The following is a 20,275-nucleotide window of genomic DNA, read 5'->3' on the forward strand; positions in this document are numbered from 1 at the left end:
TCGTCCCAAGCCGGCAAAATGGACCTGCCGCTGGGGCTCCGGCTGTGAGCTCGTTCACCTTCAAAGGCTTATTTTTTAAGGCGAATCTGCGCGCGAACGTTGAGCCTTGCCGGCCTTGCACGCGCATCTTTTGGGGCGCTGTCGGACCCGAAGCGGATAGCGGCCGCACCGGGTGGAGTTGGGCCTGAGCTCTCATTCCCAAGTTCTGGAGACAGCATCAGGTCAGAGTCACTGAGGGCCGTTCCAATGAATCAGATTTCGCAGTCGACTGAATTCAAGGCCTTGCGCAAGCCACCAAACGCGCTCAGCCGACAGGACTCGGTGTCGCTGGCGACCTTTCGCCGCTCGGAAATGATCGTTCGCGCGATAGCGGTTGTCTTTGGCTTCGGCTTGGGACGGGCGGCGGTGACGACCTTCTGACGGACGGCGGTGGTAACCTTCTTTGATTTGGGATCGTGTCGATGGCGGTTGATCACCCTCGGGGGCTCCGAAGGACCGACACTGATGTCTTCCGACGGAGAAACGCGTTCGTCGACTGGCGCGGGCTGCGCTGGTGTCTCGCTGCTCGCGGCGGCAATTTCAAGTCGATCACCCTTCGCCAGCGCAACATGTGAATCGGATATGCTCACGGTTGACTCGGCAAGGGGCTGGAAGTCCGCTACTGCATTGCGCGCTGGAGTTCTGAGCTCCATTGCCGCCAGCACTCCTACCCCCAATGGGATGAGGAGGCCCAACAACACCATTCTCAGCATGATGTTCCTCCACTTGTTTAGTGGCAGTAAAAATTCTCCGGTCTAATGCGGCAACTTGGCGGCGGCTCAGGTAACAACCCGCCCCACGTACAGTCTATTTGCCGACAGGGTTAACGCTGGCGTGGATGTTCCCGATGCACGAACGTGGAATGGCGGAACAGGATCGCTTGCGCCTTTCATTGAGGCTGGGTCTCTGAGCGTCAATGACAATCGGATCGTTGGCGATGTCCGCGTGCTTCAACCAGTTCGGGGTTACGGTGATGTGCACTTAATGGGTAGTTTGAAAGGTAGCTTGGCCTCAACGGTTCAATCAGTGTCACCGCAAATTCGCAGCTTCCAGGTCAACACGGCTTGCGACGCTTCCGTTCTTGCCTTGAGCGCGAACCGGTGCTCGTACCTATGGAGTTCGCCAACGTCTCGAACAGCCAAGCGATGCCGGCGTCGGCCATCGCGGCCTGCGATGCGACGAGGCGTATCGGATCGGGCCTCCAGGGCAGCGGCACCGGGCGCACCACCAGGTTGAACCGCGCGGCGTGGTACGCGACCAGCCTTCGCGGCAATGTCGCAACCAGATCGCTTTCGGCGAGCTGAACCAGCGCCATCATGAAATTCGGTACCGTCAGCGCCACGCGCCGCGAATGCCCCCGCTCGGCGAGCATGGCATCGACGACTCCCTGCGCATCGCCGATGGCCGAAACCAGCATGTGCCGTGCCTTCAGGTATGCTGCCAGGTTTGGTGCGCGCGCCAGCGGATGACCTTTTCGCATGGCGACGACGAAGTCTTCCTCAAACAGCAACCGCTCGGCGAAACGGGGCGGCAGCGGGCCGATCGGGAGTATTGCAAGATCGAGCCGGTGGGAGTCGAGCTCCGTGAGTGTGGTTTGCCACACTTGGCTCGTCGGCTTGCCGTGATGTTGCGGCATGAGCTGCAGCAAGCGGATGTCGACACCCGGCGCCTCGCGGGCCAAGCGGGAAACGAGAGGGCCGAGGAAGACGGCCGCCAATGCATCAGGCGCACCGATCGTAAAGCATCGCCGCGTGCTTCCGGGGTCGAACGGCCCGGCCATCGATATGATTCCATCGACACGCGCGAGAGCCTCAGCAACTGGACCGGCAAGTGCGAGGGCACGGTCCGTAGGCTTCACGCCACCGGGCGTCTTGAGGAACAGCGGATCATGCAGCAGATGCCGCAGCCGGCGCAGCCCATGGCTGACGGCCGAGGGTGTGAGATTGAGTCTTTCCGCCGCGCGCGCGACATGCCCCTCCTCGAGCACGGTGCTGAACAACACCAGGAGACTGAGATCGATGCGCAGGAGCTGAGCCGGCTTCAGCATGGTGCTGAAACTTTATCACTGGATTCACGATACCAAAGGGTCATCTATCGCCTCTTTCATCACACAGGTTCGTTCAACACTGGGGTGCTTACATGTCGAAGAAATCACCGATGACGCCCGGCGCCGGCTCGCCTCCAGCGTTATCCCGGCGTCGCGCCATCCCGGCGATGGCGGGCCTGCCGCTCGTAGCAGCGCAGCCGGCCGCGGCAGAAGATGCGATCGCCAAGCTGATCAAGCATTCCGAGGTGTCGAACGCGGCACTGATGCGGGGAGACGCAGAGACTTACCGGGCGATGATCGCCATCACCGACGATTTCACATTGATGTCTCCGTTCGGCGGGCCCCCCTCGCACGGTTCGCAGTACACGTCAGAGACGTGGGACAGGATCGGACGGTTCTTCAAGAACGGCACCCACAAGCAGGAGGTCGTCCAATCCTATGGCTCGGCCGACATGGTGGTTCTCGCGCTGATCGAACGGCACCATGCCGAGGTCGGAGGACTGCCCGCACAGGAATGGGCGCTGCGCGTTACGCTGGTCTATCGGCGGGACGGGGCCCAGTGGTGCCTGGTGCATCGCCACGCCGACCCGCTCGCCCATGGCATCAGCCTGCAGCAATCGGCGGCACTCGCGCGCGGCACCGGCGTGAAGGAATGACTTCAATCGGCGGGCGCGATCTGGGAGCACCGAACCATGAGCCACCTGAAGCTCTATACGAACCAGCTCTGCCCCTACGCGCACCGCGTCCGCCTGACGCTCGCCGAGAAGGAGATTGACCCCGAGCTGATCGAGATCGATCTCAAGAAGAAGCCTTCTGATTTCGTGCACATCTCGCCGGACGGCAGGGTGCCCCTGTTGCTGCACGGGGGTACGAAAATCTGGGGCTCGGTGATCATCAACGAGTATATCGATGAGGTCATGCCCGATCCGCCATTGATGCCCGCCGCGCCGGCGGATCGCGCGCTCGCGCGCAATTGGATCAAGCTCGCGGATGAACAGCTCTATTCGACTACGCATAGATTCATCTTTACGCGCGAAGCGGAGGCCAGACGCGAGCTGATCACGCAATTGCGTGAGCATGTTCAGTTCCTCTAGAACGAGATCACGGCACGACGCCCTCGCAGCGGCCCCTATCTGTTCGGCGATCGGTTCACCCTCGCAGACATTGCGTTGTACCCATGGTTCGAGCAGTCGGGCGTCCTCGAACAGCTCAGCGAATTTCGCCTGCCCCCCGACTGCTGCGGGCTCTCCGAGTGGCGCCACGCCGTGGGCGAGCGCAGGGCCGTTCGGCAACACACGCGAACCACTGATTGGTATGCAGTCCGCTATCGCACCTATCTCGCCGCGTGAACGGCAGCAGCAATGACGGCTCTGGCAGCCGATGCGGCACGAGATTCCGGGTTCGATGCTGGCGCATCGCCCCGGAATGACGGGCTAAGCCCTCCCTCGTTAACCCTTTGCTAACCATACACCGGGCAAAAATTGCCGGGTGAAGTCGAGTGTCGTCGGCCGCGTAGAACGGGAGGAACCCCGTGGACGCCAGTGCGGTGCCTCACTTTCGGAACGGCGGCCCTTCGGCCGCCGCCAAGACGTCTGGCGCCCGATGGCGGCAGACGCGGGGGGAAGCGGCTACCATGGTCGATGTCACGGCGGGTCAGGGCGGCGCAGGTACGGGCGGCAAGTTGCCGTCCTTGAGCGAAATCGGCGATATCCTGAAGCGCGGCGATCTGGCGCTGGCGCTCGGCGTCCTCGTCATCCTCGTGGTGCTGATCCTGCCGCTGCCGGCGATCGTGCTCGACCTGTTCCTGGCGATCTCGATCACGGTATCGATCCTGATCCTGATGACGTCGCTGTTCATCCAGGCGCCGCTGGAATTCTCGTCATTTCCGACCGTGCTTCTGATCTCGACCATGCTGCGGCTGTCGCTGAACATGGCCTCGACCCGGCTGATCCTGTCGCACGGCCATGAGGGCACGGCCGCCGCCGGCCACGTCATCGAAGCCTTCGGCAATTTCGTGATGAGCGGTAATTTCGTGATCGGAATTATCGTGTTCGCGATTCTCGTGATCGTGAACTTCGTCGTCATCACCAAGGGTTCGGGCCGCATCGCCGAAGTCGCCGCCCGCTTCCAACTGGATTCGATGCCGGGCAAGCAGATGGCGATCGACGCCGATCTCTCCGCCGGCCTGATCGACGAGCAGACCGCCAAGGCTCGCCGCAAGGCGCTAGAAGACGAAAGCGGCTTCTTCGGCGCCATGGACGGCGCCTCGAAATTCGTCCGCGGCGACGCGATCGCGGGCCTCCTGATCGTCTTCATCAACGTCATTGGCGGCATCATCATCGGCGTCGCCCAGCAGGGCATGAGCTTTGGCGACGCCGCCCGCACCTACACCATTCTGACGGTCGGCGACGGCCTGGTGACGCAGGTGCCGGCGCTGATCGTCTCGACCGCGGCGGGCCTTTTGGTGTCGAAGGCCGGCATCACGGGTGCGGCCGACAAGGCGCTGATGAAGCAGCTCTCGGGTTATCCGCAGGCGCTCGGAATGTCCGCCGGCGTGATGCTGGTGCTGGCGCTGTTGCCGGGTATCCCGATGCTGCCGTTCCTGGCGCTCGGCGGCGGCGCCGCGGCGCTGGCCTGGAAAGCGCGAAACCACAACAACGTCACCAAGGCTGCCGAAGCCGCCGCGGCCGCTGCGCCCGAGCTTGCGGCGGCTGCCGCCAACGCCGCGGCCGAAGAGCCGATCGCCACCGCGCTCAAGATCGACGATCTCAAGATCGAGCTCGGCTATGCGCTGCTGCCGCTGGTCAACGGCCCTGACGGCACCGACCGCCTGACCGAGCAGATCAAGGCGTTGCGCCGCTCGCTTGCCATCGAAATGGGCTTTGTGATGCCGGCGGTACGCATCCTCGACAACGTCCAGCTCGAGGCCAACACCTACGTCATCAAGATCAAGGAAGTGGACGCCGGAACCGGCAAGATCTGGCCGAACCAGTTCATGGTGATGGATCCCGCCGGCAACCAAGTCGGCGTGCCCGGTATCCACACCGTCGAGCCGACGTTCGGCCTGCCGGCCACCTGGGTCGATGCCGCACTGAAGGAAGAGGCCTCGCTGAAGGGCTACACCGTGGTCGATGCCGCCACCGTGCTGTCGACGCACCTCACCGAGCTACTCAAGAACAACATGAGCGACTTGCTGTCCTATGGCGAGGTGCAGAAGCTCTTGAAGGATCTGCCGAAGGAACAGGGCGAGCTGGTCAAGGACATCGTGCCGAGCCAGGTCACGGTCTCGGGCATCCAGCGCGTGCTGCAGCTCCTGCTGGCCGAGCGGATCTCGATCCGCGACCTCTCCACCATCCTCGAAGGCATCGCCGACGCGCTCGCCTTCTCGCGCAACCCCGCCACCATGGTCGAGCACGTCCGCGCTCGCCTCGCGCGTCAGATTTGCGCACAGAATACCACATACAACGGTTATCTGCCGCTGATCGCGCTGTCGGCGCGGTGGGAACAGGCGTTTGCGGAATCGATCGTGGGCCAGGGCGAAGAGCGCAGCCTCGCCATGCAGCCCTCAAAACTGTCGGAGTTCATGACCAGCGTTCGCAACGCCTTCGAACAGGCGGCGCGCGAGGGCGAGGCGCCGGTGCTGGTCACCTCCGCTGCAATCCGCCCGTTCGTGCGCTCGCTGATCGAGCGGTTCCGCTCGCAAACCACTGTGTTGTCACAGGCGGAAATTCACCCGCGCGCGCGGCTGAAGACGGTCGGCAGCGTCTAGTTTGGCGGCGGGCGCGGCGCAAATCACCGGCGAAAATGGCGAAGCCTTTTCGCCACAGGCAAATGGTTTGTCGAAAATGGCCCATACCGCGCCATTCGGCCTTGAGAAGCGGTGATCTCCGCATAAGCTGTTACAGAGACTGAATATTTGTTCATTTCTGGTGATCGCCGCGGACGTTCCAATCGCGGCCGTTCAAGTCTTTTCACCGCCTTGTGATCGCTCCTTTGGAAACAGATGCCGGAGTCCTACGTTTCCTGACGCGAGACGTTGAACCAGCCTGCGGACGCATCCAACCAATCCGTTAGGCCGGAAGGCGGCAGGAGACTTCCATGAACCATTCGATCTACAGCGCAGATCGCACGACCCATCTCAAGATCGTGGCCGTGGCCCTCGTGGCAGGTGTCGTGGTCGCCGGGTTCAGCATCTCCGCGCGCAACACCTCGGATGAAGGTCTCACCCAGACCGCGAGCACGCGCGTGATGAAGGCCGGCAAGCCGGTGGCAATCACCAGCTCCGGTAACTCAATCGTACGCTAACGGAGGAATCCGGAAACACAGGAATTCACGGAATTCACGCGGCTCTTTACAGCCCCCCAAAGTCGCCACGTGGATATATAAGACCCCAACTACCCCCAAGTTGACTGCGAAAACGCCCGCTCCCCACGGGCGTTTTCTTTTTGTTGGCGTGCTGCTGTTGCCAACCCCGTCCGCCCCGCGGCAGGCGCTAGCGAGCAGCCGGCACCGTCTCGATCAGCTTGCCGGTAAAGATCGGCGCCGAGGTCGGCTGGCCGCTCGGCGAGCCGCCGGCCTGCTCGACCGTCACCGCAAAGAGAGCAGCGTTGATCGTACTGGCGTCGTAGGCGGCGAGCACCGGGCGCGCGGTGAAATCGCTGCCGCCGATCACGCCGAGCGAGCGCGGTTGCGGCAGGCGGTCGGAAATCAGCCAGAGCTCAAAGCTCTTGCCGGGCTCGGCATCGGCGCCGACCTTGCGGACGGTGAAGTTTTTGGTCGCGGCGTCGACCGTCAAAATGAACGCGGGCGCGCCGCCGTCACGCTGCAGCAGCGCGACATATTGCGCCGAGGGTGTCGGCTGTGGCGCTGGCGTCTTGACCTCGACCGTCTGGATGCGCGGCTGCGGCCGCAGCGCCTCCGGTAAGAGCTCCGGCCGATAGACCTGCACCGCCAGCATCGCGATAAGCGCTGCGGCAATTGCGGTGGCAAAGGAAGCCACGTTGCGCCAGCGCTTCGCGCGACTGGACAACTGGATGACATTGGCCGCAACCGGACCGTCCGTGACGGCTGGCGGTGCCTCAGCTACCGCGGGAGCCACCGGCTCAGCCGTGGGTTCAGGCGGAGGCGCAGTCTGCGGCGCCTCAGGCAGCGTCAGCGGCGCCTGCGCTTCCGTGGAACGTCCGATCGCGGCCTTGATGTTTTCCCACACGACCGGACGCGGCTCGACCGAACCGACCATCTGGTTCAGCACGCCGAGCCGGTATTCCCAGGCCTGAACGAGCGCACTGTATTCGGCATCGACGGCCATCATGGTCTCGACCTGCGCGCGCTCGTCGGCATCGAGGGTGCCGAGCGCATATTCCGCGGCGAGCGCGATATGGTCTTCGCTATAGGCCATCGTTCAAGATCCGGACCCCAGTCCGAGACACTCCCTTATTTCCATCATGCTGCGGCGCAGCCACGTCTTCACCGTATTCACCGGCGTCTCGAACTTGGAGGCGAGCTGTTCGCGGCTCCAGCCGTTGTAATAAGCGAGCAGCACGAGCTTCTGCCGATCCGGCTCCAGGCGGCCGACGCATTCCAGCAACCGCTTCAACTCTTCCGTCATCTCGCGCCGCGCCAGCGGATCGGGCGACTCGGCCGCCACTTCCATCGCGGCCGGCTCCTCCTCGATCGAGCTTTCGCTCTTCTTGCGCACCACGTCGATCGCCCGGTTGCGCGCGATCGACGCCATCCACGTGATCGGCGAAGCGAGCGCAGGGTTGAACTGTCCGGCGCTGTTCCAGATCTTGACGTAAGCCTCCTGAATGACCTCCTCCGCGAGGTCCTGACGCCGCAAGATACGGAGCACGACGCCGAAGAGTTTCGCGCGCGTGGCGGCGTAAAGGCGCTCAAAAGCGGCCTCATCCCCCTTCGCCACCGCGGCAATCAGCCAGACCAGCTCCGCTGGCGTCAGCATTCAGCGTCCCCCACAATCCCGCTCCTCCAATGCGTGCTACGCCGGAGCCGACGAGAAGTTTCGTAGCATACCTTGCGTCAGAGGGGCCACCAAGTCGCCGATTCCGGAAGATTGGCCAAAGAAAGATCAAGAAAAAACCCGGGCCGTGAGGCCCGGGTTTTCGATCGTTCAACCGATGGTGTGAGAAGCGTCAGGCGACGCCAAGCCGGGCGCGCATCAGGCCGATACTATCCATGTCGGCCTGCTCGCGGGCGCTTTCCTCGGCGCGCTCGCGCGCCTGGTCGCGCTCGTCGAGCAGTTCGACCTTTTTCAATTCCTCGAAGGCTTCGCTCAACAGGCTCTTGGCATCCTCGAGCTGGATGCGCAGTTCGTCGGCGGAGCGGGTCAGGTTTTCCCGGCGCTGGATCGCGGCCTTGGCGTAGGTCGGATAGGCGAAGTGGGAGGGGTCGTTGATTCCGGCCCGCTCCTGCTCGGTCTGGATTTCGCGCTCGAGATCGACCGACATGCGCTGGAAGTCGGCGATCATGCCTTCGATCTGGGTAACCCTTCGGCGCTTCTCGTCGACCTGAAATTTCTTCAGGCGGATCAGCGTTTCTCGTGACTTCATCGACTCATACTCCCCAGAAGTCCCAATCTGAACGCGGGACGGAGCCGGCTCCCTCGGGGGACCCCACCGGCTTCATTAATCATGTGCCGGGGATGATGGCCTGACAAAGTTAGCGTTCCGTTTCCAAATTGGCGAGGATCTGCGCCAATTGGCGGTAGCCGTCATCGAGGCTTGATTTTTCGTCCTTGGCCTGGCGCAGGAAGGCTTCTAGCGGCTCGTGCAACCGGATCGCCTCGTCGACCTCCGGGCTCGAGCCTGCCCGATAGGCGCCGAGCCGGATAAGTTCCTCCATGTCGGCGTAGGTTGCCATCACCTGGCGGCCCCGCATGATTATGGGGAGATAGTCGGGATTGGCCGACCTCGGCATGGTGCGCGAGACCGATTTAAGAATATTGATCGCGGGAAATCGGCCGCGTTCTGCAATCGAGCGTTGCATCACGACGTGACCGTCCAGAATGCCGCGCACCGCATCCGCGATCGGCTCGTTGTGGTCGTCGCCGTCGACAAGCACTGTGAAAATGCCGGTGATGGTTCCAACTCCGGTGCCCGGCCCTGCCCGCTCCAGAAGCTTCGGCAATTCCGTGAACACGGTCGGCGTATAGCCTTTCGCGGTCGGCGGCTCGCCGGCCGACAGCCCGATCTCGCGCTGCGCCATCGCAAAGCGCGTGACCGAATCCATCAGGCACAGCACGTCCTTGTCCTCGTCGCGGAAATATTCTGATATCGCCAGCGTCAGGTAGGCGGCCTGCCGCCGCATCAAGGCGGGCTCATCGGATGTCGCCACCACCACGACCGAGCGCGCCAGACCTTCGTCGCCAAGATCCTCCTGCAGAAATTCCTGCACCTCGCGGCCGCGTTCGCCGATCAGGCCGATGATGGTGATATCGGCATCGACATTGCGCGCCAGCATCGACAACAGCACCGATTTACCGACACCGGAACCGGCGAAGATGCCGAGCCGCTGGCCGCGGCAGCAGGTCAGGAAGGTATTAAGCGCCCGCACGCCGAGATCGAGCGGGGCCCCGACGCGCTTGCGCGAATGCGCCGGCGGCGGCGCGTTGCGATAGGGCATCGGCGACGGGCCCTGCACCAGCGGCCCCTTGCCGTCGATCGGCTCCCCCATGGCGTTGATGACGCGGCCGAGCCAGGCCGGCGACGGCCGCACCTGGCTCGCAGCGGTCGCGATCGCGGCGCGGCAGCCACGCCGGACGCCGTCGAGTCCGCCGAACGGCATCACGACAGCATTACTGCCGGAAAAGCCGATCACTTCGGCTGGGATGAAGCGGCTTCCGCCGGTCTCGATGACGATGCGGGCACCGACCGACATCGCATGGATAGGCCCCGCGATCTCGACCATCAGCCCGCGCACGCCCACGACGCGGCCATATATATTGACGCCGTCGATATCGCCGATCTGCTCCGCGAGCGCCTTCATTGCGAAAACCTTAAGTTTCCGCACTTTAAGAAACCGCGCTTAACCTCGTGTTTACCCGCATCATTAATCATTGCGTCACTGTCTTTGGTGACTGAGAGCGCTTGCCCATCAGAAGAAGGGCTAAACGCGGGAGTCGGTTAGGCCCGCCTCTTAATCTGGAACCTGAGTGGGCACTATGGAGAAAAGCTGCTTCTACGCAATATCTTAGGGCGATTCGTTAGAAATTGCACTTAAAGAGCTTGCGAACCGGAATCAGATTTTGTTAACCATGTGTCTGTCAGGATCCGAATCAGTTGTTAAAGGCGTTTTGAGTGCCGCAAGTGCGGCCGACCTGACGCCCGGAGCGGCGGACTAAAGGGGACTGGCATGCGCGTTTTGCTGATAGAAGATGACAGCGCCGTCGCGCAGTCGATCGAATTGATGCTGAAATCCGAGAGTTTCAACGTCTACACGACGGATCTCGGAGAAGAAGGCGTCGATCTAGGTAAGCTTTACGACTACGATATTATCCTTCTCGACCTGAACCTGCCCGACATGTCCGGCTACGACGTGCTCAAGCAGCTCCGGGTGTCGAAAATCAAGACTCCCATTCTGATCCTCTCCGGCCTCGCCGGCATCGAGGACAAGGTCAAAGGTCTCGGCGTCGGCGCCGACGACTACATGACCAAACCGTTCCACAAGGACGAGCTGGTTGCCCGCATCCACGCGATCGTGCGCCGTTCCAAGGGTCACGCCCAGTCGGTCATCCAGACCGGCGATCTCGTGGTTAATCTCGATACCAAGACGGTCGAGGTCGGTGGCCAGCGCGTGCACCTGACCGGCAAGGAATACCAGATGCTGGAGCTGCTCTCGCTCCGCAAGGGCACCACCCTCACCAAGGAAATGTTCCTCAACCACCTCTATGGCGGCATGGACGAGCCCGAGCTGAAGATCATCGACGTCTTCATCTGCAAGCTGCGCAAGAAGCTGGCGAACGCCTCCGAAGGCCGCAACTTCATCGAAACCGTGTGGGGCCGCGGCTACGTGCTGCGCGAGCCGCACGAGGCGGACGAGCGCATCCCCGCCTGATCAGGGCTTACGGCGAGCCGCAAGGCTCACTCCTCCCCGGCTGGACCCCGCCCGAAATGGCGGGGTTTTTGTTTGGACCGCTACCACGCGACAAATTCGCTTCCCCGGATTGAAACCCGCTTCGCGGTGTCTCGTACTTGACGGAGTTGTCCGCAAACGAGGGGGAGGTCATGAAAAACGTCAGGCTGGCTGCCGCTGTCGCGCTCGGATCGGCATCGGGCGCGCTCATCGGCTATTCGGCGCTCGCCGGCGGCGACAAGGTCGCCTTCCCGGAGAATTTCGACAAGGGCACGCTCTACGCCACGGTCGATCGTTACGACAACAAGCAGTATCGCGAGCTCTATGCGACGCCGGCGGCGGTCGATGCGGTACGCAAGGGGCAGCCGATCCCGAGCGGCACGGTGCTGACGCTGGTGCAGTACAAGGCGCAGCTCGATGCGGCCGGCGAGCCGCTCAAGGATGCCAACGGTCGTTTCCAGAAGGGCGACCTCGTCGCCTACACGGTGATGGAAAAGCGCGATGGCTGGGGCACCGAGTACAAGGACGACATTCGCAACGGCGAATGGGAGTATCAGGCGTTTGGCCCGGACAAGAAAGTCAACGACAAGGCCAATTTGACGGCCTGCTTCACCTGCCACAAGCCGCATGCCGGGCAGGATTTCGTTATCTCGCTGGCGGGCCTGAAGGGCACGCCCGAAGGCGCCATGGCAAAGCCGGCGCCGGGGCCCGGCGTGGTCTCGATCTCCGACTTCAAGTTCGGGCCGGAGACCGTGATCGTCAGCAAGGGCCAGACCATCACCTGGCACAATGCTGATTCCTCGCCGCACCAGGTGACGATCACCGGCCCGAAGCCGCAGCGCTCGCCGATCGCGCTGAAAGGCCAGACCACCCAGCTCACCCTCGCCGATGCCGGAATCTACGATTATATCTGCGGCCTGCACCCGGCGATGAAAGGCAAGATCGAGGTCAAGGAATAGTCGGCCGCATCAAGGCCACCATGGAAATTTTGCGAACCCCGCCCGAAATGGCGGGGTTTTTGTTTGGGCAGAAATTGTTGGATTGAACCCGCCGCTCGGATGCGCCGACTGACAGATCGTGCGAACCTTCCGGAACGTACGAGTCGGGGCGAATTCAATGATCCTGCAATCCCTCGCCGGGCTGCCGGCGTTCCTGGTCTATTTCTGCACGGCAATCGTTGCCGTGGTGGCCTACCTCTTCGTCTACACCCGCGTCACGGCGCACAACGAGTTCGATCTGATCCGCGCCAATGAGCCGGCCGCCGCGATTGCGCTGGGCCTGAGCCTGCTCGGCTTCGTGCTGCCGCTGGTCAGCGCTATCACCCATTCCGCCAATGTCTGGGATTGCCTGATCTGGGCGGCGATCGCGCTGATCGTGCAGATCATCGTCTATTACCTCGTCAGGGTTCCGGTGCCGAACCTGTCGAAGCGGATCGCATCGGGCGAACTCGCCGCCGCGATCTGGCTCGGGCTGTCCTCGCTGGCCGCCGGCGCGATCAACGCCGCTTGCATGACCTACTGACCATGGCGAACAATTCAGAGCCTGAATTCGGCAAGCGCAAACCGGTCTCGGTGCCGGCGGCGCCGCGTCCCGTTCCGCCGCCGGCCAAGCGTTCGGGCCATGTCGCACTCCTGCTCATGGGCACGTTTGCCGTCGGCGCCACCGCCTACACGCTGATGCCGAGCCGCACTTGCGAGCAACCGAACCCGCACTTGGCATCGCCGACGCAAAACACTGCCGAGTGCTCCTCCCACAGCTCTTCCTCGGGCCATGGCGGCGGCTCCGGTGGCGGCTCGTCGCGCAGCGGTTACTATAGCAGCAACTCCTCCTCCTCGAGCCATTCCTCCTCTGATTCCGGCTTGCATTTGGCGCAGCGCGGCGGCTTCGGCTCGTTCGGGCGTGCCATCGGCTTTTCAGGCGGTTGAATTTCATGCAGCGGATCGTCTGCCCCGAACGTGACGACTGGCCTGCCACGGCCGAAGGCGTCGGGTTTACTTTTCACACCATCGACGGCGAACGCTATTGGGACGAACGGGCCTATTACGCGTTCACGCTGCAGGAAATCGAACGGCGGATCGAGGCGCCCACCGCCGAGATCGATGCGATGTGCCTCGAACTGGTCGGCCGCGTGATCAACGACGAAAAATATCTGCGCCGTTTGAAAATCCCCGAACCCTTCTGGCCGCTGATTTCCGAAAGCTGGCGCCGCCGTGACGCCAGCCTCTACGGCCGGCTCGACCTGAGCTACGACGGCTGGAGCCCGGCGAAACTGCTGGAATACAATGCCGATACGCCGACCTCGATTTTCGAAGCGGCGGTTTTTCAGTGGACCTGGCTGGAACAGGCGATGGAGCGCAACATCATCCCGAAACGCGCCGACCAGTTCAATTCAATCCACGAGCGCCTGATCGACGCCTGGAAGAAACATGGCGGCGCCAAGCATCTTCATCTCACAGGAATGACCGACAATGCCGAGGATGCCGGTACGCTGGCCTATCTGCAGGACACTGCGAGCCAGGCCGGATTGAAGACGACATTGATGGACATCAAGGAAGTCGGGTTGGATGGCGATGGCCGCTTCGTCGATCTCGACGACCGCGCAATCGAGCTCGCCTTCAAGCTCTATCCCTGGGAATGGATGTTCCGCGACACGTTCGGCGAAAAACTCGCAACAGCGCCGACCCGCTGGATCGAACCGCCGTGGAAGGCGATCCTCTCCAACAAGGGCATCCTTCCCCTGCTGTGGGAGATGTTTCCGAAGCATCCCAATTTGCTGCCGGCCTATTTCGAGGACGATCCGAAGGCGGCCATGCTCGGCTCCTCGTTCGTGCGCAAGCCGCTCTACTCGCGCGAAGGCGCCAACGTCGCGCTCGTCAGTTCCGGCACTACGCTGGCGGAGCAGCAGGGCCCCTATGGCGCGGAAGGATTCATCCGGCAGGCTTTCGCGCCGCTGCCGAGCTTCACCGACCTATACCCGGTGCTCGGAAGCTGGCTGGTCGATCACACGCCATGCGGCCTGTCGATCCGCGAGGACGAGAACCCGATCACCGGCAACGCGTCGCGTTTTCTGCCGCACGCGATCTTGTAGCGCGGCAGCAGAGGCGGTGTGTCGCGCTCCCTCGCCCCGCTCTTCGCGGGGTTGAGACGACCGAAGCTCTTAGAGGGTTGGTGGGGTGAGGGTGAGGTCGCGTCCCTCGTTGAAGGGGGCACGCCTAATGGGGTTCGATTTTTACCCTTTAGACTAACAGACATCACTAAATGATGCCGTTATTGAGTCAGCGCTCGCTGGGGGATCGAATCCGAAACAATGCGAATTAGATCAGCCGTGATTTCAACTTGTGCTTGGCAATATACGAATTGCAACGCGGTCATTTCTGATAGCTCACTCGCGAGCGCAAGCTTTCGAGCGTAATCTAACTTCACGGCCACAACCCGCTTTAGAAGAGCGATTGTTTCCTTGGAAGCTGGTGCAGCCGACTTTGTCCCGGCGTCGAAAAAGAACGCAAAAGCCTTTTCAGCGTTATCGAGGCCAGTGGCGACCAGGAGGCGAAGTTCTGTCGGTACATCGAGTCCGGTTTCCATCACCGGCTCTCGGACCAATCAATCGGGTTGAACCTAAGAGCGTGCCCGACGCGGAAAAACACTCCCACCGGCATTTGGGTAGCACACACTTCAGGAACCGGAACCTGGCGCACCACCGGCTTTAAGCTGCTCCAGCAATCCTGGCACTTCAGCCGGTGGCACCGGTTTACTGAGCAGGTATCCCTGAACTTCGATACAGCCCTCCCGGCTCAGGCAATGCATTTGCTCTTCCGTCTCGACTCCCTCTGCGGTTGTCGTCATGCCGAAGCTCACACCGAGCCCGGCGATCGCCCGAACGATGGCTAGGCTTCCCTCGTCGACGAGCACGTCCCGGACGAAGGATTGATCGATCTTGATCTTGTCGAAAGGGAAACTGCGCAGATACCCGATGCTGGAATAGCCCGTGCCAAAATCATCCATCGAGATCCGCACGCCCAGCGAGCGCAGATGGTTCAAGATCCCGATGTTTCTGTCGGATTTCTCGAGCAAGACCGACTCCGTGATCTCCAGCTCGAGGCGGTTCGCTGGCAGTCCCGATGAAGCGAGCGCGCTCATGACGGTTGAAACAAGGTTCCCCTTGGCGAACTGCAAAGGAGACAGATTGACCGAGAGGTTGATTTCGTCCGGCCAGTGAACCGCCTCCATGCATGCTTGTCTCAACGCCCATTCGCCCAGCGGCAGGATCAGGCCCATCTCCTCGGCGACCGGAATGAATTCCGACGGCGCCACCGAGCCGCGCTCGGGATGATGCCAGCGCATCAACGCTTCAAAGGCGGTTACCTTCTTGGTCTGCAGGTTAACCAGCGGTTGATAGAACAGGCTGAAGTCGCCCTGGGCCAACGCGTTGCGCATATCCCGCTCCAGCGACCGCCTGGTCTGGACGATGGCATCCATCTGCGGATCGAACATGCGAAATGTGCCGCGACCGCCGGACTTCGCGCTGTACATCGCGAGATCCGCGCATTTAAGGACGGTTTCCGCATTCATTTCACCAGGATGCACAATCGCGATTCCGACGCTCGCGCCCACAGTCACGTCGTTTCCCTCGATAGTCTGCGGATGAGCCGCGACCTCGATGATTCGCTCTGCAAGAGCGAGCGACGCTGATGGTTGGATACCCGATATCTGCAGGATCGCGAACTCGTCGCCGCCAAGCCGCGCAATGCGGTCCGTTGGCGGCAGCAGATCGCGAAGCTTGGCGGCAAGGGACTTCAGAAGCAGATCGCCGACCGAGTGGCCCCCGGTGTCGTTGACCGCCTTGAATCCATCGAGATCTACGAACAGGACCGCAAGCGGATGCGGTGTCACCGTTTCGTCTGTAAGCGCCTGCTCGAGTTGTTCCTTGAACAGCATCCGATTGCCGAGCCCCGTCAGCGAATCATGATAAGCTAGATATTGGGATCTCGCCTGCAGTTCCTCACGATCCGCGATCTCTTCCTTGAGCCTTTGATTGGCGTCGGCGAGGCGCTTTGTGCGCTCTTCCACGCGCGCCTCCAATGCCTCGTTCGTCCGGCGAAGCTGGTCATTCGCAACCTCCACCTGCTGCTCCGCGCGTCTGCGGCTGATCTGCGTATTCACCCGCGCCAATGCGACCGCAAAATCCACCGGCTTCGTGACGTAGTCATTGGCGCCGCACTCGAGGGCATCGACGATGTTGGCGCTTTCCGACTTGGCGGTAACCATGATGACGGGAAGTGTAGACGACGATTTTCGACCACGAATCCGTTTCAGGGTTTCTATTCCGTCAATTCCAGGCATCATGACATCGAGAAGGACGAGGTCGAACGCTTCCTTCTCGATGAGTTCAATGGCGGCCAGCCCGGATTCCGCCTCCGTGACGGCAAAGCCGCGCCGTTCGAAGCGCCGCGAAAGGATCGCGCGATTGTCGCTGATGTCGTCGACGATCAGCAAGTGTGGACGCACCTCAGCATTACTGTCGGCGGTGCTCGACTCCTGTGACGCAAAATCCTCGAGACGCGTCACATTCGTGTTCTGGATGGACATCGTTACACCGCCGATGGACTGACAGCCGCAAACGCGGGCATGATGGATGGTTCGTCGGCCGGCCGCTGCTCGGTCATCCAGGCCAGCACGCGTATCGTGAAGCAGGATCCCCGCCCCGGCTCGCTGGTTGCCGAGATGCCTCCGCCCATCAAGGCGCAGAGCTTCTGGCTCAGCGCAAGACCGAGGCCCGTTCCGCCATACTTGCTAGATGTCGCCTGGTTGGCCTGACCAAAATTCTGGAAGAGTCGTCCGATTTCGGACTCGCTGATGCCTATTCCGGTATCCTGCACCTGGATCTCGATCCAGTCGCCCGCCTGATGCTTGCGGCGCTGCGCGGACAGGATGATCGTGCCCCCTTCCGTGAACTTCGCCGCATTGCTCAACAGATTGAGCGCGGCTTGCCGCAGCTTCGTCTGGTCCGTGGACACGATGCCCAGGTTGGACGGACACCTGACGACGAGCTTGTTCTTCTTTTCGGCTACCGCGGGTTGAACCGTGGCGACAACCTCGCGAACCATGTCATTCAGATTGAACTGTTCGATCTTAAGTTCGATATGGTTTGACTCGATCTTGGACAGATCAAGGACATCGGTCACCAGCGACAGCAGATGTTTTCCTGCGGAATTGATCCGTTCGAGGTCTGGCTTCCTTCGGTTGTTCTTGCCCTCGAATTCCACGCCCTCGAGCAAGATCTCGCTGAAGCCGATCACCGCATTCAGCGGCGTACGAAGCTCGTGGCTCATCTTCGCCAGGAAGATCGACTTCGCGCGGTTCGCCTCATCGGCCATGTCCTTGGCTTCGCGCAGGCGCACCGCCGTCTCCCGATGCCTTACGGCCTCGCGCTCGAGCTCGGACCCGACCGTGATCATGTTGGCGTAATAGATCGCCATCCACGACATGTAGATCGTGGCCGACAGGATCGAGATCCACCCGACCATCGAAAGCTGCTCGTGCGACAGAAGCGTCGGAAAGTCCCACAGCAGGTAGGCGAGAACGAAGCCAAGAATGTTGAAGGTGAACAGGCCAACGATGAGGATCGGGCGTTGCGAAATATAGAAGAAGCCGAGCAGCAGGCTGACGAGCAACCACGGGAGAAATGGCGAACTGACTCCGCCGTAAAAATAGGCGCCGAACAGCGAGGTGAAAGCAAGCAGCTCGACGGAAATCAGCGCCGAGAGCTGCAGATTGCCGCTCGCCCTGTAGACGAACGGAAGCGTCCAGAACAGCCAGATGCAGACGATTACGGTCCAGCAGGCAGCGCCCCGGTGCGGGTCGCTGAGATAGAGAAACAGACTGATGGACTGTGAAAGCAGCGGCCCGAACAGGTGTGTGAATATGAAGTTCTGCGCGAGTCCCCGCTCGGAGCGCTCGAGCTTTGACCGTGTCGGAATAAACCAATCGATAAGCCTAACGACTTCTTGCAAAAAGGGCATGTCGCCACCCGTCAATTCAAATTGGGCGCAGGCTAGCCCTCGGCCCTTTAAAATTCGGTTTAGTCAGGAAGTCTGGCCGATTAACGGGGTTTTAATTGAGCTCTGAAAAGGTTAGCTGCCGGAAATTGCATATTTTCTGCTTGCACGAGCGCAAGCACGACGGACCGGAATATCGGAAAACCAACTCGCAGAAGCTGGCTCAGTTTCATGAAAGAAAAATTTGCAAGGGCGATTGCTGCCCTCGACAAGCTGGTCAACTACTTCATTCCGCCCAGCATCGCCGCCGATCGCGATACGCGAAACCGTGCTCACGTGTTTCTCGTCAGTCACATCCTGGGTCCCTTCATCGGAAACGTCGTTCCGATTTCGATCTATCTGCTTGACCCCGCGCCCGGATATGACGTGGCAGTGCTCGCGGCGTCGATCACGTTGTTCTGGGTATTTCCGTTCATCCTGCGCGCCGGCGCGACCTACGACACGCTCGCGCTGGTCTCGATCGAAAACCTGATCTTCTGTATCCTCTGGAGCTGCTTCTTCTATGGCGGCGTGACGTCTCCCACGCTCGCCTGGGTGCTCGTCATACCGTTGCTCGCTTTCTTCTATCTGGGCTCCTCGAGCAAGCTACGACTGATCGTCATGATCATGTTCGCAGTCAACGTCGCGATCTTTAGCTTCTTCTATTTCCATGCATTCGAAGTCAACAGCAAACTGCCGGTTGCTGCGATGCAGGGGCTCGGGCTCGTCTCGACGACGGCAGCGTCGATCTATGTGGCGATGATGGCGCTCTACTACGCGAAGATCCAGGCATCGCAGAGCGAGCTTGAAAGCGAGATGCGCCAGCACATGGCAACGGCGTCGGCGCTGCGCGCGGCTACCGAGGAAGCCGAGCGCGCGGGAGCCGCGAAATCGGAATTTCTGGCCAAGATGAGTCACGAGTTGCGCACACCGCTCAACGCGGTGATCGGTTACAGCCAGATGCTGCTCGAAGACGCCGAACTCGACGGCGATCGCGAGGGCATTGCTGACCTGACCAAGATCCACATGGCTGGGCAACACCTCTTGAAGCTCGTCAACGAGGTGCTCGATCTTTCGAAGATCGAAGCCGGCAAGATGGAGCTGCACTTGGAAGAGACGGATTTCTGCGCCTTGTTCCGCGAGATCGCTGAGAAGGCGATGACCTCGGTCGAGGCAAGCGGGAACGAGTTCGCCTGCTCGATCTCCCCCGATCTCGGGACCGCGCTCTGCGATGCCGGCAAGTTTCGCAACATCGTCGGACAATTGACCGATAACGCCACGAAATTCACCCACAACGGGAAGGTGGAGATTGCCGCACGACGCCTGAAGAGCGCGGCGGGAGATCAACTCGTCGTTGACGTTGTGGACACGGGAATCGGCATCGCGCCGGATCAAATGGCGAAACTGTTCGAGAAATTCACCGTCGCCGACGACTCCAGCACCAGCAAGTATGGCGGTACGGGGCTTGGGCTGGCGCTCAGCCAAAGGCTCTGCAAGTTGATGAGCGGCGAAGTCACCGTGGAAAGTGAGCCCGGGAAAGGCAGCCGCTTCACGGTCAGCATACCGCTCGTCGAAGGCCGGCGAAAGACCGATCGTTACGCCACGGCGACGCTCGTCCCCGACCTCACCGACACGGCTCTGCCTGCGTCAGCCGGGATTGCCAATGCATAGGATTCTGCTGGTCGAAGACAACGAGATGAACCGGGACATGCTTACGCGCCGTCTCGAGCGCAACGGCTTCTCTGTCTGCTGTGCCTGTGACGGTCCAACGGGCGTGAACATGGCAGCGAGCGAATTGCCCGATCTGATCCTGATGGATGTGGCGCTCGGCGAAATGGACGGTTGGGAAGCAACACAGCGGATCAAGGCCAATCCCGCGACATCCGCCATTCCGATCATTGCGCTGACCGCCCATGCGCTCGCCAGCGATCGCGACAAGAGCGTCGAAGTCGGCTGCTCCGATTTTGATACGAAGCCTGTCGACATGCAGCGGCTGCTCGGCAAGATGCGGTCGCATCTGCCTTCGGTCGCTCGCGAGAGTCCGGCCGCCTAGGCCCACGCCGTCGAA

General features: G+C 61.4%; 21 protein-coding genes. 12 read left to right on the plus strand and 9 right to left on the minus strand.

Annotated features, from left to right (window positions below; genetic code table 11):
• Positions 1-251: 251 nt before the first annotated feature.
• Together V1277_RS08455 and V1277_RS08460 are read right to left on the minus strand one after the other, a co-directional pair.
• Positions 252-752, minus strand: coding sequence for a hypothetical protein (locus tag V1277_RS08455; RefSeq protein ID WP_334415792.1), 501 nt, complete (start codon positions 750-752; stop codon positions 252-254).
• A 341-nt stretch (positions 753-1,093) separates the two neighbouring features.
• Positions 1,094-2,086 carry a LysR family transcriptional regulator gene (locus V1277_RS08460; protein ID WP_334415793.1) on the minus strand — a complete coding sequence of 331 codons (993 nt, stop codon included), beginning with the start codon at positions 2,084-2,086 and terminating at the stop codon, positions 1,094-1,096.
• 92 nt (positions 2,087-2,178) lie between these two features.
• Between V1277_RS08460 and V1277_RS08465 the strand changes: the two genes are divergently transcribed.
• The 5 genes from V1277_RS08465 (at position 2,179) to V1277_RS08480 (ending at position 6,391) form a co-directional block, all read left to right on the plus strand.
• A complete protein-coding gene (locus tag V1277_RS08465; RefSeq protein WP_334415794.1) occupies positions 2,179-2,742 on the plus strand; it encodes a YybH family protein in 564 nt (187 codons plus the stop codon).
• Between the two features lie 36 nt (positions 2,743-2,778).
• Complete coding sequence (locus V1277_RS08470) at positions 2,779-3,180, plus strand: glutathione S-transferase family protein (protein ID WP_334415795.1); 402 nt, start codon at positions 2,779-2,781, stop codon at positions 3,178-3,180.
• 6 nt (positions 3,181-3,186) lie between these two features.
• Positions 3,187-3,435, plus strand: a complete 249-nt coding sequence (locus V1277_RS34955) for a glutathione S-transferase C-terminal domain-containing protein (protein WP_442894568.1) — start codon at positions 3,187-3,189, stop codon at positions 3,433-3,435.
• A gap of 284 nt (positions 3,436-3,719) precedes the next feature.
• On the plus strand, positions 3,720-5,855 hold the full coding sequence (flhA, locus tag V1277_RS08475) for a flagellar biosynthesis protein FlhA (RefSeq protein ID WP_334415796.1): 2,136 nt from the start codon (positions 3,720-3,722) through the stop codon (positions 5,853-5,855).
• Between the two features lie 329 nt (positions 5,856-6,184).
• The gene (locus V1277_RS08480) at positions 6,185-6,391 is read left to right on the plus strand and encodes a hypothetical protein (protein WP_334373235.1); all 207 of its coding nucleotides are present in this window, start codon (positions 6,185-6,187) and stop codon (positions 6,389-6,391) included.
• Between the two features lie 187 nt (positions 6,392-6,578).
• Here V1277_RS08480 and V1277_RS08485 read toward each other — a convergent pair whose 3' ends face one another.
• From V1277_RS08485 to fliI, 4 genes are all read right to left on the minus strand, one after another.
• Entirely contained in the window at positions 6,579-7,484 is a 906-nt protein-coding gene (locus tag V1277_RS08485) for an anti-sigma factor (protein ID WP_334415797.1), read from the minus strand.
• A gap of 3 nt (positions 7,485-7,487) precedes the next feature.
• On the minus strand, positions 7,488-8,045 hold the full coding sequence (locus V1277_RS08490; protein ID WP_334415798.1) for a sigma-70 family RNA polymerase sigma factor: 558 nt from the start codon (positions 8,043-8,045) through the stop codon (positions 7,488-7,490).
• Positions 8,046-8,235: 190 nt separating this feature from the next.
• Positions 8,236-8,652 carry a flagellar export protein FliJ gene (fliJ, locus tag V1277_RS08495; protein ID WP_057842912.1) on the minus strand — a complete coding sequence of 139 codons (417 nt, stop codon included), beginning with the start codon at positions 8,650-8,652 and terminating at the stop codon, positions 8,236-8,238.
• A 109-nt stretch (positions 8,653-8,761) separates the two neighbouring features.
• Positions 8,762-10,087 (minus strand): flagellar protein export ATPase FliI, encoded by a 1,326-nt coding sequence (gene fliI, locus V1277_RS08500; protein ID WP_334415799.1) that lies wholly within the window; start codon positions 10,085-10,087, stop codon positions 8,762-8,764.
• 366 nt (positions 10,088-10,453) lie between these two features.
• Here fliI and ctrA point away from each other — a divergent pair, with 366 nt between their 5' ends.
• The 5 genes from ctrA to V1277_RS08525 all read left to right on the plus strand — a co-directional run bounded on the left by ctrA (position 10,454) and on the right by V1277_RS08525 (position 14,261).
• Positions 10,454-11,155, plus strand: a complete 702-nt coding sequence (ctrA, locus tag V1277_RS08505; RefSeq protein ID WP_016848562.1) for a response regulator transcription factor CtrA — start codon at positions 10,454-10,456, stop codon at positions 11,153-11,155.
• Between the two features lie 170 nt (positions 11,156-11,325).
• The gene (locus V1277_RS08510) at positions 11,326-12,132 is read left to right on the plus strand and encodes a cytochrome P460 family protein (protein WP_334415800.1); all 807 of its coding nucleotides are present in this window, start codon (positions 11,326-11,328) and stop codon (positions 12,130-12,132) included.
• 157 nt (positions 12,133-12,289) lie between these two features.
• Entirely contained in the window at positions 12,290-12,694 is a 405-nt protein-coding gene (locus tag V1277_RS08515; RefSeq protein WP_028347248.1) for a DUF350 domain-containing protein, read from the plus strand.
• Between the two features lie 2 nt (positions 12,695-12,696).
• Positions 12,697-13,098 carry a hypothetical protein gene (locus V1277_RS08520; RefSeq protein WP_334415801.1) on the plus strand — a complete coding sequence of 134 codons (402 nt, stop codon included), beginning with the start codon at positions 12,697-12,699 and terminating at the stop codon, positions 13,096-13,098.
• 5 nt (positions 13,099-13,103) lie between these two features.
• Entirely contained in the window at positions 13,104-14,261 is a 1,158-nt protein-coding gene (locus tag V1277_RS08525) for a glutathionylspermidine synthase family protein (RefSeq protein WP_334415802.1), read from the plus strand.
• A gap of 179 nt (positions 14,262-14,440) precedes the next feature.
• Here the strand turns inward: V1277_RS08525 and V1277_RS08530 are convergent, their stop codons facing one another.
• The 3 genes from V1277_RS08530 to V1277_RS08540 form a co-directional block, all read right to left on the minus strand.
• Positions 14,441-14,755, minus strand: coding sequence for a hypothetical protein (locus tag V1277_RS08530; RefSeq protein WP_334364769.1), 315 nt, complete (start codon positions 14,753-14,755; stop codon positions 14,441-14,443).
• 90 nt (positions 14,756-14,845) lie between these two features.
• Positions 14,846-16,759: a putative bifunctional diguanylate cyclase/phosphodiesterase gene (locus V1277_RS08535; protein ID WP_334415803.1), complete on the minus strand. Its 1,914-nt coding sequence runs from the start codon at positions 16,757-16,759 to the stop codon at positions 14,846-14,848.
• A 2-nt stretch (positions 16,760-16,761) separates the two neighbouring features.
• Positions 16,762-18,192 (minus strand): sensor histidine kinase, encoded by a 1,431-nt coding sequence (locus V1277_RS08540; RefSeq protein ID WP_334415804.1) that lies wholly within the window; start codon positions 18,190-18,192, stop codon positions 16,762-16,764.
• Positions 18,193-18,399: 207 nt separating this feature from the next.
• Between V1277_RS08540 and V1277_RS08545 the strand changes: the two genes are divergently transcribed.
• Both V1277_RS08545 and V1277_RS08550 read left to right on the plus strand, forming a co-directional pair.
• Positions 18,400-19,878, plus strand: coding sequence for a sensor histidine kinase (locus tag V1277_RS08545; protein WP_334415805.1), 1,479 nt, complete (start codon positions 18,400-18,402; stop codon positions 19,876-19,878).
• Complete coding sequence (locus V1277_RS08550; RefSeq protein ID WP_334415806.1) at positions 19,871-20,260, plus strand: response regulator; 390 nt, start codon at positions 19,871-19,873, stop codon at positions 20,258-20,260. The genes V1277_RS08545 and V1277_RS08550 overlap by 8 nt, the downstream gene beginning before the upstream one ends.
• The last annotated feature ends 15 nt before the right edge of the window (positions 20,261-20,275 follow it).

Origin of the sequence: Bradyrhizobium sp. AZCC 1588 (genome assembly GCF_036924735.1) — a bacterium.
Classification (GTDB): domain Bacteria; phylum Pseudomonadota; class Alphaproteobacteria; order Rhizobiales; family Xanthobacteraceae; genus Bradyrhizobium.

Excerpts from the sequence above, each read along its gene's own strand:
- V1277_RS08480 (WP_334373235.1), top strand. The coding sequence starts at position 6,185 with ATGAACCATTCGATCTACAGCGCAGATCGCACGACCCATCTCAAGATC.
- V1277_RS08515 (WP_028347248.1), top strand. The coding sequence starts at position 12,290 with ATGATCCTGCAATCCCTCGCCGGGCTGCCGGCGTTCCTGGTCTATTTC.
- V1277_RS08540 (WP_334415804.1), bottom strand. The coding sequence starts at position 18,192 with ATGCCCTTTTTGCAAGAAGTCGTTAGGCTTATCGATTGGTTTATTCCG.
- V1277_RS08530 (WP_334364769.1), bottom strand. The coding sequence starts at position 14,755 with ATGGAAACCGGACTCGATGTACCGACAGAACTTCGCCTCCTGGTCGCC.
- V1277_RS08535 (WP_334415803.1), bottom strand. The coding sequence starts at position 16,759 with ATGTCCATCCAGAACACGAATGTGACGCGTCTCGAGGATTTTGCGTCA.
- flhA (WP_334415796.1), top strand. The coding sequence starts at position 3,720 with ATGGTCGATGTCACGGCGGGTCAGGGCGGCGCAGGTACGGGCGGCAAG.
- V1277_RS08525 (WP_334415802.1), top strand. The coding sequence starts at position 13,104 with ATGCAGCGGATCGTCTGCCCCGAACGTGACGACTGGCCTGCCACGGCC.
- fliI (WP_334415799.1), bottom strand. The coding sequence starts at position 10,087 with ATGAAGGCGCTCGCGGAGCAGATCGGCGATATCGACGGCGTCAATATA.
- V1277_RS08520 (WP_334415801.1), top strand. The coding sequence starts at position 12,697 with ATGGCGAACAATTCAGAGCCTGAATTCGGCAAGCGCAAACCGGTCTCG.
- V1277_RS08470 (WP_334415795.1), top strand. The coding sequence starts at position 2,779 with ATGAGCCACCTGAAGCTCTATACGAACCAGCTCTGCCCCTACGCGCAC.
- fliJ (WP_057842912.1), bottom strand. The coding sequence starts at position 8,652 with ATGAAGTCACGAGAAACGCTGATCCGCCTGAAGAAATTTCAGGTCGAC.
- V1277_RS08510 (WP_334415800.1), top strand. The coding sequence starts at position 11,326 with ATGAAAAACGTCAGGCTGGCTGCCGCTGTCGCGCTCGGATCGGCATCG.
- V1277_RS08455 (WP_334415792.1), bottom strand. The coding sequence starts at position 752 with ATGCTGAGAATGGTGTTGTTGGGCCTCCTCATCCCATTGGGGGTAGGA.
- V1277_RS08490 (WP_334415798.1), bottom strand. The coding sequence starts at position 8,045 with ATGCTGACGCCAGCGGAGCTGGTCTGGCTGATTGCCGCGGTGGCGAAG.
- V1277_RS08545 (WP_334415805.1), top strand. The coding sequence starts at position 18,400 with ATGAAAGAAAAATTTGCAAGGGCGATTGCTGCCCTCGACAAGCTGGTC.
- V1277_RS08485 (WP_334415797.1), bottom strand. The coding sequence starts at position 7,484 with ATGGCCTATAGCGAAGACCATATCGCGCTCGCCGCGGAATATGCGCTC.
- V1277_RS08460 (WP_334415793.1), bottom strand. The coding sequence starts at position 2,086 with ATGCTGAAGCCGGCTCAGCTCCTGCGCATCGATCTCAGTCTCCTGGTG.
- ctrA (WP_016848562.1), top strand. The coding sequence starts at position 10,454 with ATGCGCGTTTTGCTGATAGAAGATGACAGCGCCGTCGCGCAGTCGATC.
- V1277_RS08465 (WP_334415794.1), top strand. The coding sequence starts at position 2,179 with ATGTCGAAGAAATCACCGATGACGCCCGGCGCCGGCTCGCCTCCAGCG.
- V1277_RS08550 (WP_334415806.1), top strand. The coding sequence starts at position 19,871 with ATGCATAGGATTCTGCTGGTCGAAGACAACGAGATGAACCGGGACATG.